A 15,437-nucleotide genomic window follows, 5' to 3' on the forward strand; every position below is an offset into this window, starting at 1 on the left:
AGAAAGTAACTTGCTATGTTATTTAGTTACTGATTTTGACATGCAAAAAGCTTACTCCTACTCATTGGATCAAGTTGGAATAAGCCTTGAAAGTTTATCAAGCGGGTTTGTCAAGTTGTTTAGTGTTTGGTTAGTTGGTTGTATTGTACGATCTTGTTATGAGGATTGTAAACCCAGTAAATTAATTCTGCTAGCAACTTTAGTCTTGATCATCTAATTTGGCGACATTTACAATCTCTCTCATGAAAGATGTTACAGCATGACAATTTTCCAGATCATCCTCATCCAACATCGACCAATAATAAATAGTATTCTTATGAATACTAATATCTTGAAGAAGATGATATCTGATAAAACTAGCCCAATTCTCCTCAACCTTTCCTTCTACTATGGCATCATTGAATGATGAAATAATAATAATCATTAAAGCAAATTTTTCTTCTTTGTTTAATTCGATATTTTCATAGGCGTATAAGAATTCGGTTATTCTTGAAGAATCCGACACTTCATACTCCCAATCTTGTGAAAACTCATCAGGAGCAGGTAATTTGATTTTCTTTACAAGACCTTCAATAGCACTTTTAGTAACATACTCTGGGTATATATTCTCCATGGTTATTTCTCCTTTTTATTATTTTCCTATTCCTGAAGGATGAGCGCTGCTATATGGAAAAGCAGATCTAATTCCACCATCCTCTTTTACTATAACTCTAGCCATATCCGGTTTTATTTCAGACCCATCTGGCAAGTATCCTCTCGATTTAATAGTGGATGGTAGTGGAACTTCATGAACACCGGGGCCCTTTTTTGCTACCTCTGCAAGAAAGTCCGCTGCACTATTCTCGTCAATCCATTGGCTGATTTGGTGACCCTTTCCTCTTGCTCTATCAATAAGCTGATTGGGTTTTTTCTTTGCACCATGCTCAGAAAAAGTATGCCCATACGTTGGTGTACTTTTAGGATTTCCCCATTTGAAATTATTGGCAGCTTGTTCCGTCCCTTTAGTTTCAGGAAGCTTCTCGTTTAGTTTGCTTGGTTTCTGCGAGGCAGGTGTTCCTTCGCTCTTACCTGACTTTGCGCCAGCAGGTTTAGAGGGCGTTGAACTATTTGGGCCCTCGCTTTTAGACATTCGATACAGATCCTTAGCACTTTGCACACTATTGGATGCTCCGGTATACGTTACCCCTGCCCCATGTGCTCCCAAAAGGGCAGATTGTACTATAACACCCACGCCTACAGGTGCTGCTACTCCTGTGCTCGTTACCAAACCACCAAAGAATCCTTCTACCACTGCACCTGTCATTTCTACGGCTCCGGCTACAGTTGTCAAGGAATGTCCGATCACTTCACCTGTTTTACGCGCCATCGGATGATTTGAGGAATATTCCTTATTCATTATTCCAAACGAGTAATCTTCTACAACTGCGGCTGCTGCTCCTAATACAACTTCTCCACTCACATCTACAGTATACTCCAACTCGTTCGCCATCTGCTTCGCCATAATGGCTTCGTTTTCCGCATTTTGGAGCTGGCCTGCCGCCATAAGATCCCACCACGACTGAGATTCCTCTTCTTGCTTTGGCTTTGCTTGTTGAGCCATGTAGCTGTCATAATTGGCTCTCCAGCGTTGTCTCAGATCTATAGGAATCTGCTGATACGCATGAACCATGGCATTAGACTCTTTCAGCAGGTTTTGAACCAGTTCCAGTGGGCCACCGGAATCTGCCACATGACGAGCACTCGTGTACGCTTTCCCCAGTATCCACTTGCTATAGTAAGCTTGTTTAGCTTGCTCATGTTCGTATTGACTGATTAGTCCTTGGAGGGCTAAACCAGCCAAGTGTTTGAGCGGATGTAACCCCGTTCCTTTAGCATCGCCTCCAATCGTAGGAGTTCCTTTACTACGAATAGGGATGGCTCCAGTTGCTTGTAACACCGTTGCTGCCACTTTACCTGCTGGCCCACCCACTGTATTCAACATCACACTGGCTACGTTCCCAACTACGGGAATGGAACCTAATAGCTTGGATATCGTCCCCATCAAGGCATTCGCCTGTTGAAGCGCTGCTGGAGTCGTAATTTTTGCTTTAGGAGTAGGGGCTTGGCTGCTCTTGGCTGCTGATTGAGCTGCTTCATATGCTTTGATACTCATCAATGGTGGCTCAGGCACAGGAGGGAGGTCAGCTACAAAAACGGGAGCTTTCACCGTACCTTCCTGATAAATGACTGGGGCTTTGGTATCCGTCTCGCCATCCAGCACCATGCTACTTTCTCCACCTTTGAGATACAGCGCTGTTCCAGCTTCCAGCGACAGTTCCTCACCTGCATCAAGCTTCACGTGACCACCCTGAATCTGTATATCCCCCGGACTGTTGATGGTGATGCCCGTATCCTCGTGCAATGTAATGGAAAATCCATCGGAGGTAGAAAGGGTCAGTTCTTGCTCAGTCGTCCCGTGGACTTCACCTGGGGTGTTCCCTCTCGGGAATCATATGAGCGAGAGTCTTGACAACATCTGCAAACACGTAGATGCTGCAATCCTTATATTCAGTGAGGATAATCAAGTGTTGTTTGGTAACGAGTTTAATTTGCACCCTAAGCCTAATGTCCTTTATGAGTATGGTTTATTTAAAGGCCATTTAGGACTTGATCGGACTATTATTTGCAGAAGAGGGTCTTCATCCATACCGTCAGATTTAAGCGGTGTAATTTACTGTAACTTGGACAGAGAGTATAGGGCGGAAAGAGAACTGCTGGCATGGCTGAGACGACTAAGCCCTAGAAAATAAAAGGAGAAATAGGCGGATTTTTTGGAGAATAAGGAGGTTATTGTGGACAAAATCCCTAATTTGCAATCGTTACGCGGAATTACGGAATTAAAATACGTTAATGCGGAAAACGTTACCCGTTATCGTGCTATAATGCATTATGTCTACCAACAATATCAAAAATTAAACTATTGGCTTAAACCAGAACAAATCTATGAGGGTTTGTTAGAGTGGGACTTACATAAAAATTACACATTAGAACAATGCCAAATAGATCTTACTCAATTAGCGGAATGGGGTAATTTGACAGCACAGCATGATGGAGAACGCGCAGTTACCGTTGAAGAATATCTTCGTAAAAAGTTTCGCTATCTACTAACTCCCTATTCCATTGAGATTGAAAGAATGCTTGAGAGCTTGGAATCCATTCGAGGTTATGGAGGCTCATTGGAACCGACTCTATTTGACACAATTTCAGATACATTATTTAAAATCAGGGAGAATGCAGGTGAATATGAACCGGCTAAAGCCTTGGAATATTGGAGGGTGTTATTTAGTTCATTTCAAACTTTACATGAGGCATCTGTGGATTATATCGCAAGTCTTCAAACAGGAATGGCTGAAGACTTGATGGCCACGGATAGTTTCTTATTATATAAAGATTCGATCACTCATTACTTACAGGATTTTATACAGGCACTACAGAGACGTTCATATAAAATTGAAGGAAACCTACATCAGATAACATCTGGAGTTCGAGATCTATTTTTGGGTGCAGTAGTGGATGATGAATGGCGCATACCTAAATTGGAACAACTAGTAACCAAGGAACAATACTTGAATGAACTTCTAGATAAATGGAACAGTCTCAGCAGATGGTTTCTGGGTGATCACGATTCAATTAGTGATTCTGTTTTATTGGAGCGTGCTACAAAGGAAGCTATTGTAAAGGTAGTACGGAGTGCCGTTCGTATCCAGGAAAGAAAACGTTCTAATATTAGCAGGAAGCAAGACTTGGATTACTTAGGTAAATGGTTTTATGGAATTCAGGACCTTGATACTGCACACAAATTATCGGCATATGTGTTTGGTCTATTTTCTGCTCGTCATCTACAAGGTGAAGATTCACGTGAGTCTGACAGTAAAGAAATGTCAATGTGGAAAGAGAGAGCAATTCCACGAACGATCCGTCCACGAAATAGAAAAAGAAGTGAACGACATGACATAAAGGCAGTTATTGATAACAGTACATTAAAAGAACAATTCAGAGATGCATTTTTGATTAAGCAAAAGCAAGAGTTAGAATTTTTAATTCGTATGGTTGATACTGGGAGTATTTCTATTTCTGAATTTGAAACCATAAGGGAATTGACTAGGCTACAATTGTTAGCATGGATTAGTCGCTGTAATGCTTCCTCCACCAATTCGTTTCAGACTTCAGAAGGAGTAAAAATAGAGTTGAGTCATCCTCCTGATAAAGAACGTGCTCTACTTCATTGCGAAGATGGCACGCTTGAGCTTATAAATTACCGTTTCAGATTCGTGGTTATTAATCGTAAAGCTTGGACTGACCAGGTAGCTTGGTTTAATGAATTGTAACCAGAGAACGTTATCTTGGGGGATATGTACATGGTGAAGATTAAAGTAGGTAAGCTCAGTACTAGAAGACAACGAATGAACCGTCCAGATCGTAACGAGATTGAGGAAAGAAAACAAATTTGTATGAATGCTTTATTGAATCGTCCGTGGATTGATAAGGAAAAGAATGCCGAAATTTATTATTGGATTAAAGATCAATATTTTGAAATAAAAGAATGGTTCATGAATTATACGGGCTATTCCGTTATAATGAACAGAAACTTCATTAAACTGGAAAAAGTTCCAGCAGAGGTCTTCCCGTGGATGGGGTTTCAAGAGTTTCGTGAACCAATGGATTATGCCTTATTTACATATAGTCTGTGGTATTTAGAGAATAAAACAGAGGGCGACCAGTTTTTGCTAACCCAACTGGTAATTGAGATTCGACAGTACATGGTGGAGCAAGGGTTGGATGTGGATTGGAAGAATTACTACCATCGTTTATCCATGGCGAGAGCGTTAAAAAAATTAAAAAATTTGAATGTTGTTCGTTCCGTAGATGGTGAGGAGGCGAATTGGGCGTCAAATCATGAACATCATGATGTGTTGTATGAATGTACTCTTTATTCGCGTTATATGTTAAGAAGTTTCCCAGCGGAGTTATCCAGCTATACCAATATGGCTGAGTTAAAGGAAACAATGACTTATGGGTGGGAAGCTGCTGAGATAGATATAAAAAAGAGACATGAATTATATCGGCGTTTTCTACTGGAACCTATACTATTAGATTACCAGTGGCATGGTGATCCGTCATATCTGCATCGAGAAGCAAATTTTTTAATGAAAAATATGAAGACGATGTTTGGTTGGGAAGGTAGTCGTTACAGAGAAGGAATTCTTTTGTTCGAAACCAATACGATGTCTGAATCAGAGGTGTTTCCAACACAACTTGCTTTGTCTGATTTGGCAATGCTTTTGTGTGGAGAAGTGCGAAAGATGGCTGTAAACGCAGAATTGGATCTAAAGGTTGATTTGAGTGGTTTTGTGCGTTTAACAAAAAATGAAATTGAACGTATACTTATTCATTTGAAATCATCTTTTAGCGAGTTTTGGACTAATGAACATACAAAAAAGAAATCAACTGAGTTGGCTGAACAAATATGTGACCATCTCGCTGAATGGGGATTTGGATATTGGGAAGACCACATGTTTTTTGTACTGAATGGAGCAGCAGGAAGATGGGAAGTTAAGTATGGATCAACAGAGCAGGACGATTAGGAGGAACTTATGTGGAACGGTGGCAGATGAACAGGGCTGGAATCCTGAATTTTTGGTATTACGATGATGAAGAATTTCTATTTGAAGAAGGTAGATTAATTTTACGGGGGACCAATGGTTCTGGCAAATCGGTCACTATGCAGAGTTTGATTCCTCTCGTACTCGACGGAGATAAGAGACCCGAACGTCTGGATCCATTTGGGTCACGCGATAGACGTATTGAATATTATCTGTTAGGTGATGGGAATCAAGTTCACACAGACAGAACAGGTTATCTTTGGCTTGAATTTTATCACCCAATAAAAAATCTGTATAAAACAATCGGTATTGGCATTAGGGCTCGTCGTGGTGTAACACAGCTTGGCTTTTGGGGATTTCTAATTGAAGATAATCGAAGAATTAATGAAGATTTTTATCTGTATGATCGAAATTTGTGGCTGGAAGAGGGGAATAAGATACCTCTCAATAAGAAAGTTTTAGAAGAAAAAATAGGTTCTGGTGGACAAGTTGTTCAGGAACAAAATGCATATCGAGATATGGTGAACAAGGCGATATTTGGATTCAGAGAAACGGAGTCCTATAAAGATCTATTAAAGCTATTATTGGAACTACGGAGCCCAAAGTTATCCAAAGATTTAAAACCTTCATCAATCTATGAAATTCTTAATAAATCTTTGCCTCCACTTATGGAAGAAGACTTAAGCTCATTATCAGATGTTCTTGAGGATATGGACCAAATTACTGACCGTTTGGATGAACTTCAATTACATGTGCGGGAACTTACTAATCTTGAGCAAAGTTATGCTCGCTACAATAAATTTTTATTACACCAGACATCAAATAATGTTGTCAATAAGTGGAAATCTTGCAATCAAAATCTGAGCCAATTGAAACAAGCAGAAAAGCAGATCCAATTGTTAGAAGAGAAGAAGGATAAAGTTGTTCAGAACTTAAAAGATTGTAAACAACGTCTTGGAATTGTAGAAGGGTACCTTGAAGTTTTAACCCAAGGAGAGGCTATGGGGAAACAAAAAGAATTGGAACTTTATGAAGAACAATTAAAGGAAATTCACAAGCAAATTAATATACTTACAGAGAAAATTACTTCTAATAAGGCTAAAATAGTTCAACTAATTGGGGAGATTTCAAAATTATCTGATTCATTAAGCCAAAATGAAAAGGAACAAGAAGGAGCGATTGGTGATTTGGAAGACCTGGCGCGAGTGATTGAATTCCATGAGCATGACATTTATCATGGCATTTGGAGCCGGGGGATTCCTGAAGAAAATCAATGGCGTAGAAATTGGGAACAAGATCTGAATTCTCATAAGAAACGGCTGTTAGCTGCTCGGGAAACTGCTAGGAAAGAGGGGGAGACATCAAGAGCCGCAAAAGAAATGGAAATACAGCTTGGAGAAGTTCTTCAACAGCGCCACCAAGCGGAAGAGGAACAGAATATACAAGTGAAGAAGTTCGAGACAATAAAAGAACATATGAGAGAGAATTTAGTCTCCTGGTATCAGGAACTAAAGTTTCTGCCTGTGCAGGGGGAGCAACTGAGAGAAAGTCTGCGTGCTTTAACTGAACTGGATGTTACTGATCGTCAGTATGAGCCTGTAAGGCAACCGGCTCTGCAAGTTTATGAGCAACAAAAAGAGTCGTATATACAGCAAAGAGTGCGCTTGAACCAAGAAGCAGTTTCTATTGAAAATGAGAAACTTAAACTTGAACAGGAACTTAAGGAATGGAAAGTTGCAAAGGAACCTGAGCCTAGAAGAACAGAAAAGAGAAAGTCAGCACGGGAAAATAGGAAACCAGGCTCCGGCGCGCCATTATATGCAGTATGTGACTTTAGTGAAACTTTAACGGAAATTCAACAGGCACAACTGGAAGAAACACTAGATCAGGCTGGATTGCTGGATGCTTGGATCTTACCCGGGGGGCAAGTATCAATAATCGAACAGCCAAATAATGAAGAAGTATGGATTCAAATTCAACCTTCGAGTCAGATAAATGGTAAGACACTCTGTTCGGTTCTACATGCGACACCTACAGAAAAAAGTGGGTTATCAGTAGAAGATATTAATTATGCACTGAATTCTATTAATTGGAAAGATCAGAGTACTCTATTGGATAACTGCCGTGAACAGCATGGAGCGTTAATTACAGAAACAGGGCGTTTTAGCTTAGGACCTCTTTCCGGAAGTAATAATTCAAAGTCACGCTCTGAATTTATTGGAGAGGCCAATCGTTTACGGACAAAACAATTGGAAATGGCCAAGCTGGAAGTAGAAATACAGCATCTACAAAAACAATTGAATAACATTGATCAGCAGTTGCATGAGTTAACTATGAAGCAGCAAAATATGGACCTTGAAATTAAATCTTTCCCTCAAGATGCCGAACTGCAAAACCAACTGGAAATGGTACTAAAAGCAACAATTCGATTGGAACATTCAATGGAACAAGAACAAAAAGTAGAGGAACGATACAAGTTAAAAATATCAGAATGGAGAGCCATACAGGTAGAATTGATGGAACAAACAGCAGATTGGTCTCTACTTAAAAATGAATCACAGATCAACGAGGCAATAGATCGTTGCTCTGTGTATTACGGTTATATCTCCGAGTTGCATTCACAATGGCTTCAATACCGAAACACCTCAGAAATTAAGGCTAATCGAGAAGAACAATACTCAACTTTACTTATGTTAGTAGAAGATGATCAAATAGAATTAGAGGATAAGCTAAGTCGTAAAGTGAAACGGACAGAGCAAGTTAAGCTACTTCGTGAAATCGTTAAAAAGTTAGGAATTGAAGATATTCATAGACGGATTTCGGATTTTAAAGAGGAAAAAGAGTTGTTAGGAAAAGAGCTATCTCATTTGCATGAGATTCGAGAAGAGCAGAGCACTCAATTAGGTAAAGCTGAAGGGCATCTTGAAAACTGTTATGTAAAGCTAAGTGAAAGCCAAGAACTGCTCAACGATGGAATTGAAAAATGGAAAAAGGAGATACATTTAGGTCTACTACCCTTATCAAAAGAAATCAATGAGTCAATTACAAAGGAAATGCTTATAGAGGACATCGTTAACTATTGTAAGCAGATTGTAAGAGAGTATGGAGAAATGTTCTTTAATGTGACTCAAGAGCGAATCGTTAATGATCTAACTAAAGAATTTCATAAATCTAAAGCCAATTTGCAGGAGTATGCCATTGATATGGAATATGGAGCTACTGACTCCAGCAGAATTACTATTCTCTCTAAAAGAGATCGCGTACATCCCCTTACCCCAAACATTTTATTAAATGAGTTAAATCAACTGATGGGAGAACAAGAAATTCTATTAACTGCTAAAGACAGAGAACTCTATGAAGAAATTATTATTGGAAGTGTAGGCAAAACAATTCGTAAACGAATTCACCGTGCCAAAGCTTGGGTTGTTCAGATGGATGATTTAATGAAGCAGAGAGATACTTCAAGTGGTCTAAAGCTTTCATTAAAATGGCTTCCGTTACAACGTAAAAATGAAGATGAACTAGACACGGAAAAACTGGTCAGTCTATTAATGTTAGAACAACATCGGATGGATGACGAACAAGTTGAGCAAGTCATAACTCATTTTCGGACGAGAATTCTACAAGCAAAACAGGAGGCCTATAGAGAGGATGGAGTTTTGCGCAATTATATCTACTCACAATTGGATTATCGTATGTGGTTTGAGTTTAAATTGGAACACATAAAAGGAGATAGAACAAATTATACAGAACTGACTGACTCGAAGTTTAATGTTCTAAGCGGTGGTGAGAAGGCTATGGCGATGTATATTCCTTTATTCGCAGCTACGTATTCAAGATACAGTGAGGCAAACCAGGATGCACCAAAAATAATCTCATTAGATGAAGCGTTTGCGGGTGTAGATGATGCTAACATGCGAGACATGTTTCATTTGCTCACTGATATGGGCTTTGATTATATCATGACATCCCAAGTGCTATGGGGCTGTTACGATACTGTGCCGAGTCTGTCCATCTATGAAATCTATAGACCAAAAGATACAGAGTTTGTTAGCTTGTTCCACTATCGTTGGAATGGAGAAAGTAAAGTCTTAGTTAATTAGAGGTGTATTATGGAACTGTTAAATCGTAAAACGGCGAAGCAATACTATTCAGACCCTTCACTTGAAAATCTGTTGAAAGCAGTGTTTACCAAATACAAAGGGCAGAATGGTGTAAAAGGCAATGCTCGTATTATTGTGAGATCAAAGACTGAAGCTGAAAAGTTGCAAAATTACTTTGGTAGCCGAGTAACTCAGTTGATATTTCCTGGTTCTGAAGTAGAAGTTCATTTAGCTATTTTTTCTGAAGAATTAGAACGGGGGTATGAATTAACCATACCTGAACTTTACGAAGTGTTGTATAACAGTCAGTTACTCACAAATCGGGAACAAAAAGAGTTGAAATTATCAGCGTGGATTCAGCTTTTTGAGAAAGTCGAACACGATTTTATAAATGAATTTAACATTACTACAGTAGAACTTGAACAGTTTTCTCAAAAGACGTTTAACTGGTTTGGTAGGTTGAAGAACGGAGAGGGCGAAGGTTATAGAGTTTTAAAAAATATTTCTAATAAAGGGGAGGACGCATATTTGGATTTATTTGTCTGTGTGAGTGCATTATGGTACCTTCTTATGAGAAAGAAAGAAATGCTTGTGAAACAAGGCATCTCTACTGGAAAGATCAGATTACCTACTTTTGCAGCTCATGTCACAGAAGATCCTCATGCATTTGATAAAAAAAGGGCGGGAGGAAGGCTATTATGGCATGCTCTTCATGACATAGATAACCATAAATCAGTATTTGATAAGATTCAAAAAAATGAGAAAACAGTTGTTCCTGAATATCTATTTGAACGACAGATTTATAGGAATTTCGATGTATTGGATGATGATCTTAGTTCTATTTCGCATATTTTCGTACCCAACCTTGTTAGAGGGACTTCTCCTCGCACAATCAACTTGAGAGAGGTTGAGGAAATTCAGCAGCTTCCTAAGTATTCAGCATTATATATTATTGAGAATCCGTCTATTATCTCTTATCTCGCGGATGAAACCATTCACTTTCTAAATAAAAATGACCTTTCGCTAGAACAACTTCCAATAAACTTCCCAGTTCTTCTCTGTACTATTGGACAAGCTAGAACTGCTTCTAAATTATTCATAGAAAAATGTCTTGCCTCAAATCCAAATTGTGCTATCTATTATTCTGGTGATATTGATGTACCTGGTATTCAAATGTTATACGGAATGAAAGAGCAATTCACAGCACAATTTAATGCCTGGCGCATGGATTCTTTTATATACCGTAAGTATGTTGCTCCCAAGAGTAAAACTTTATCTGAAGAGGACTTGAGACTGCTTAGAAGTGATGAAGGTTTGTTGGAAAGAGAGATGGTACAGATTGGAGCCAAAGTTTATCAGGAATCGTTTGGTAAAGAGTTGGGTAAAGATTGGATTGAAGTTATATGTGGGGCTATATAAATATATGTTCCCTATTTAAGGTGTATCTTCTAATCTAAGCAAGCCATACGAGAATGGAATAAAACGTAAATTGAACAGTTGAGGTTGTCATCTCATTTAACCCACTAGAGCTTTATAAAACAGTCCAAAGACAGTTTTAAGAATCACTGACACCAACCCCGGATTGGATGTTGCTGTGTTTATAGGAACCAGCAGTTTCTTTCATTCCAGTTAGAAACTCCACTTCTTCAAAAGAATGAATAAAGTTGTGAGTAGGCTGCTGCTTAGAACAGACGGTATTGAACTCTACAGGTAACCTCAAGGTGCTTGCCAGTGGTGAAGGCTTAAATGCTGAGAAAAAGGGGAAAGATCCCTTTAACTTTGAGCCGTTTTGTAAACTGTTATTTAGTGCAAATGAATTACCGAAAAGTAATGACCATAGTGATGGATTTTTTAGAAGGCTGACGGTGTTTCCTTTTACTCGAAAATTTACGGATCAACAAAAGGATACGAAATTAATTCATAAACTGACGACTCCATCCGCTTTATCGACACTATTAAATTATGCGCTTGAGGGCTTAAGACGACTCGAACAACAAGGTGGATTTTCATATTCACAAACGATTAAGGATCAAGTTAAAACGTACCAAATGGAATCGGATGTCATTATGCTGTTCATAGATGAAGAATGTCAAATCGAAAGTGAAGCTTCAAAACAACATGAAAGCCGAATCGAATGCAAAAGGTTATATACGATGTATTCTGCATGGTGTAAACAAGGTGGATTTAAACCTGAAACGACGACTAAATTTAATAAGCATATCAAAGCAAAACTTAAGGATAAGGTGTATCAGAGGAAAGCCAGAACAACAAGTGGCAATTCAGTTCCGTGCTGGTTTGGCATCAAAATATAATGTTTCCTGTTTGCAGCATCCGTTTCCTGTTCGTTTTCTGTTTTAAATACAATTGGAAACAGAAAAATAGTTTGTTTACATAGAGAATTATGAGTTTGTTTCCATGTTTCCTGTTTTTTTAACTCTTGAGAGAAATACATATAAAAATATTGGATCGAATACTATGCGCTAGTGAGGAGTGTATATGTCATCAGGAGTGTTCAAAACTGGAAACATGGAAACAGCTTTTAAAAATCAGCTATTATAGTGGAGAAATTAGAGCAAAGATAGGAATCTGGCGTTATAAAATTGGAAACAAGCTGATGGAGAATAGGAAACATGTTTGTAGATGAATTTATAGAATGGGCTTGTCAGCCCGTAGAGAGGCTATGATGGGATTGAATATATAAGTCCAGCCATGAATTTTAGAGTAAAGGATGATTGGAGTTGCGAATGTAAACTTAATAAGCCGCAAAGGGGTTGGGTGTGGGAGGGGAAACGGCGGCAAGCGATACTACCGTTTACGAAGCGCAGCGAAGTGGTTTTATTGCCCAGAGTCCCCCTATCCCACAAATAGATCTTGCATAGATTCAGCAGAATTCATACATGTAGTCAGAATCATAATATTGTCTAGGATTACCGCTTCAAGATTTTCAATTTACATATTCAAATTTATCTTGCTGAATTGGGCTATTATTCGCAAAATTTTAAACCACACAAATTGGTTGCTTAAGCTTACAAAGTTTGAGATGTGTCACGTGACACAATGTTGAAAATTTAAAAGTACACATTATACACGGGAACTCTGGCTACGAGCTAGGGTTTCTTTTTCATTTAGAGAGGAGAAATCAGGATGATATTGTTACTAGCATTAGTCGTAGCAATCTGTATTTGGCTTAGCATATTCTGCACTGTAACTATGAATGAAAGGGGGATCAAGTGGATTGGAAACCAAATTCGTAAACGTAAAAATGGTAATACCGTACATAAAAAACGCCAGAAATAATGAGAAAGCTATAGACATAAAGGAGAGAGTTTTATAAATGAAATGGATGAAATTGAAGATCGATCAACTGGTACATGCCGAATATAATCCAAGGAAGGATTTAAAAGCAGGTGATCCAGAGTTTGAAAAGATCAGGAATAGTGTGATGGAATTTGGTTATTGTGAACCGATTATTTGTAACAGTGATTATACCATCGTGGGAGGCCACCAACGTGCCAAAGTGTTGAAGGTACTCGGATACGATGAAGTCGATTGTGTCATAGTCGATGTGAATAAGTCGAAAGAGAAAGCCTTGAACATAGCGCTCAACAAAATTACAGGGGAGTGGGACTTTGAAGCATTGGCTGCATTATTAGATGAGTTGAAAGAAGCAGAATATAATATTGAGCTAACTGGATTTGATTGGTCTGAAGCGGAGAAGTTGTTGGATACGCTACATGAAGAAACAGCCGATGATGAGGATGATTTTGATTTAGAAGAAGCATTACCTGAACATCCGATAACTCGCAAAGGTGACATCTGGCTACTTGGGAAGCATAGGCTCATCTGCGGTGACTCGACTAATTGGCAGGATATCGCAACATTGATGAATGGTAAGAAGGCTCAGCTTATTGTAACTGATCCACCTTATAATGTGGACTATACGGGCAAGACGAAGGATGCATTGAAAATAGAGAACGATAAAATGGACAATCACCAGTTTTATGATTTCCTATTGGCAGCCTATACTCAAATGTATGAAGTAGCTGATGACGGAGCAAGTATCTATGTATTCCACGCAGATAGTGAGGGCTTAAATTTTAGGAAGGCTTTTATTGAAGCTGGATTCAAATTGGCACAATGCTGTATCTGGGCTAAGCAAGCAATGGTTATGGGTAGACAAGATTATCACTGGATGCATGAACCCGTATTATATGGTTGGAAACCGACAGGTGGACACTACTGGAACAGTGATCGTAAGCAAACAACCTTATGGCAATTTGATCGCCCCTTCCGCAATGAATATCATCCCACGATGAAGCCGATTCCCTTAATTAGCTACCCGATTAAAAATTCCAGTAAGCTTGGTGATATTGTATTTGATCCATTTGGTGGTTCAGGTTCAACGTTGATTGCTTGCGAGGAAACGGATCGAATTTGCTATACGAGTGAGCTTGATCACAAATATGTAGATGTGATTGTAACTCGATATATTGCTCATATTGGCAGCGATAACGGCGTTTATCTGATTCGAGATGGAGTGAAGGTAGGCTATTCAGAAGTTGTTGCTGAGTCGGCAAGGTCAGAGGTATCATGTGCTGACTAAACCGAAAGGGTGATTGAGTTGGGTAAAGCAAAAGTGAATATGGTGATTCGATTCCTAAAGGGTATGCAAGCCGAAAAGGTCAATGTGCTAGGTGCTGAGGAAGCTCAGGAGGATAACATGTTGATTCAGAAGGTGATTAAGGATATTGAATTGTTTTACGAAGCTGAGTTAGAAGGATAAGCTGATACATATGGGGAATGGTCGATAGTTGGCTGTTCCCTTTTTTCGTGCTGGAGGTGAGCAGAATGAGCAGGAACAATAACATTCCCAAAAGAAATAAACCGAAGATACTGACCAAGTATGATCAATTTGTTGTGCCAAGACTCAGGGATGTTCCCATTTGGGTACGTGAAGGAGCAACGGATGAGGAGATTGCCAAACGACTGAATATTCATATTTGGACATTAGGCGATTATAGAAGGAAACATCCCAAATTTGCTGAAGCATTGGAACGTCCAACCAAGTGGGAGACACATGTATATCCTCGGTTAGCGGAGATTCAACAGTGGTTCGAAGAAGGCGTGAATGCGGAGGACATCATCAAGAAACTCGACATTGGTAAAACAACTTGGTACGAATATATTGATAAACATCCGATGCTGGCTGAACTAGTCAAATGGAGCAAATCTGTCCCTATATCCCACGTAGAAAATTCACTTTTGAAAGCAGCTACAGGGTATGAATATGAAGAAATTCGTACAATAGTCGAAGAGGACAAAAATGGAAAAAAGAAGACACGTATCGAAAAGGTAAAACGATATCAGCCCCCCAATCCGACAGCGATGATCTTCTATTTAAAGAACCGCGCACCCAACGAGTGGAATGATCGACGTGAGCTGCTGGTCAATACGAAGGCACTGGAACAGGAACGCAAGCAGCTATTTTTGGATATGATTGAAGCCGATGTAGTGGATGCCGACTATGAACCTATTGAGGAATCGGTCGAGGTTGAGGAGGGATATATGGAGTCGGATGATTCACAGCGATAACGTTATGCCGTCAGTATTTGTATAGATAAACGCCAGTTTCAGCCCGGAATTAGCCCCAAAAGTAGCCAGAATCAGTGCATAAGATAGGTTATGCATGGAG

The 15,437-nt window shown here is 39.2% G+C and carries 10 protein-coding genes and 1 pseudogene; 9 read left to right on the top strand and 2 right to left on the bottom strand.

Annotation, left to right across the window (positions count from 1 at the left end; genetic code table 11):
• Positions 1–199 precede the first annotated feature (199 nt).
• On the bottom strand, positions 200–613 hold the full coding sequence (locus QD47_RS30275; RefSeq protein WP_028542227.1) for a hypothetical protein: 414 nt from the start codon (positions 611–613) through the stop codon (positions 200–202).
• A 975-nt stretch (positions 614–1,588) separates the two neighbouring features.
• Positions 1,589–2,449 (bottom strand): annotated as a pseudogene (locus QD47_RS26600) (hypothetical protein); the annotation flags it as partial.
• Between the two features lie 43 nt (positions 2,450–2,492).
• Between QD47_RS26600 and QD47_RS34320 the strand changes: the two are divergent.
• The 9 genes from QD47_RS34320 to QD47_RS26635 all read left to right on the top strand — a co-directional run bounded on the left by QD47_RS34320 (position 2,493) and on the right by QD47_RS26635 (position 15,337).
• Positions 2,493–2,789 (top strand): TIR domain-containing protein, encoded by a 297-nt coding sequence (locus QD47_RS34320; protein ID WP_412178004.1) that lies wholly within the window; start codon positions 2,493–2,495, stop codon positions 2,787–2,789.
• A 42-nt stretch (positions 2,790–2,831) separates the two neighbouring features.
• On the top strand, positions 2,832–4,367 hold the full coding sequence (locus QD47_RS26605; protein WP_044648953.1) for a TIGR02677 family protein: 1,536 nt from the start codon (positions 2,832–2,834) through the stop codon (positions 4,365–4,367).
• A 30-nt stretch (positions 4,368–4,397) separates the two neighbouring features.
• Positions 4,398–5,624 (top strand): TIGR02678 family protein, encoded by a 1,227-nt coding sequence (locus tag QD47_RS26610; RefSeq protein ID WP_200893531.1) that lies wholly within the window; start codon positions 4,398–4,400, stop codon positions 5,622–5,624.
• Between the two features lie 11 nt (positions 5,625–5,635).
• On the top strand, positions 5,636–9,745 hold the full coding sequence (locus tag QD47_RS26615; protein WP_052646962.1) for a TIGR02680 family protein: 4,110 nt from the start codon (positions 5,636–5,638) through the stop codon (positions 9,743–9,745).
• A 9-nt stretch (positions 9,746–9,754) separates the two neighbouring features.
• The gene (locus QD47_RS26620) at positions 9,755–11,164 is read left to right on the top strand and encodes a TIGR02679 domain-containing protein (protein ID WP_044648947.1); all 1,410 of its coding nucleotides are present in this window, start codon (positions 9,755–9,757) and stop codon (positions 11,162–11,164) included.
• Positions 11,165–11,442: 278 nt separating this feature from the next.
• Complete coding sequence (locus tag QD47_RS26625; RefSeq protein ID WP_082067313.1) at positions 11,443–12,057, top strand: phage/plasmid primase, P4 family; 615 nt, start codon at positions 11,443–11,445, stop codon at positions 12,055–12,057.
• A 1,022-nt stretch (positions 12,058–13,079) separates the two neighbouring features.
• Positions 13,080–14,348 (top strand): site-specific DNA-methyltransferase, encoded by a 1,269-nt coding sequence (locus QD47_RS26630; RefSeq protein WP_044648949.1) that lies wholly within the window; start codon positions 13,080–13,082, stop codon positions 14,346–14,348.
• Between the two features lie 18 nt (positions 14,349–14,366).
• A complete protein-coding gene (locus QD47_RS32710) occupies positions 14,367–14,528 on the top strand; it encodes a hypothetical protein (RefSeq protein WP_200893532.1) in 162 nt (53 codons plus the stop codon).
• Positions 14,529–14,593: 65 nt separating this feature from the next.
• Positions 14,594–15,337: a hypothetical protein gene (locus QD47_RS26635; RefSeq protein WP_044648950.1), complete on the top strand. Its 744-nt coding sequence runs from the start codon at positions 14,594–14,596 to the stop codon at positions 15,335–15,337.
• Positions 15,338–15,437: the final 100 nt, after the last annotated feature.

The sequence above is a fragment of the Paenibacillus terrae genome, from assembly GCF_000943545.1.
Taxonomy (GTDB): domain Bacteria; phylum Bacillota; class Bacilli; order Paenibacillales; family Paenibacillaceae; genus Paenibacillus; species Paenibacillus terrae_A.